This is a genomic window from Polaromonas sp. P4_H1, from assembly GCF_056400945.1.
In genome coordinates this window covers 1-595 of record NZ_JBFUKG010000097.1, presented here as the reverse complement: position 1 = coordinate 595, position 595 = coordinate 1, and the positions used below count along the sequence as shown (strand labels likewise).

At 62.7% G+C, this 595-nt stretch carries 1 protein-coding gene; it reads left to right on the top strand.

The genetic code is table 11. The features are described 5' to 3' along the window. The coding region (locus AC1DS5_RS25300) for an STN domain-containing protein (RefSeq protein ID WP_477720994.1) at positions 1–539 on the top strand (539 nt) is incomplete at its 5' end. Positions 540–595 lie beyond the last annotated feature (56 nt).

Genomic DNA, 595 nt, shown 5'->3' with positions numbered 1-595 from the left:
CCCTCGTCGTCTATGCGCGAGTAACCGGTATCGAAATTCTGGTAGATGACGATCTTCTTGCAGGCCGCTACGCCTCACCTGTCAGTGGCATGTTTCATCCCACGATCGCCTTGCGCCGGATGGTGGCGGCAGGCGGTCTCGATGTCCGCTATGTGGACCGCGGCGCCGTCACTCTGTTGCCGCACCAAGCGCCCGGTCGCCAGGTCGGAGATAGTCCGGATCCATACGCATCATTTTCCGCGGCGCTGCAGTCCGCACTTGGGCGGGTGATGTGCAGTTACGATGACGAGTCTAGGGGGCCATATCGCGTTGCCGCGCAAATGTGGATCGGTCCCACCGGCAGCGTCCAGCATGCGGTGCTGCTCGATACAACGGGCGATGGCGACCGCGCCCCCGCGTTTGCCATGCGACTTGAGTCATTGGAAGTCGGGCAAAAGCGACCGGACGGACTGCCGCAGCCAGCGACCGTGATTGTTGTGTCGCGCCCGTCGCATAATGCCAGCGGCTGTCGGCCCGTGCGCGCAGGGCAGCTCCCGTGACTGAAACCAGCTGGGCGACTTTGCGCGATCTTCTGGTCGATCGCTATGATGATCTG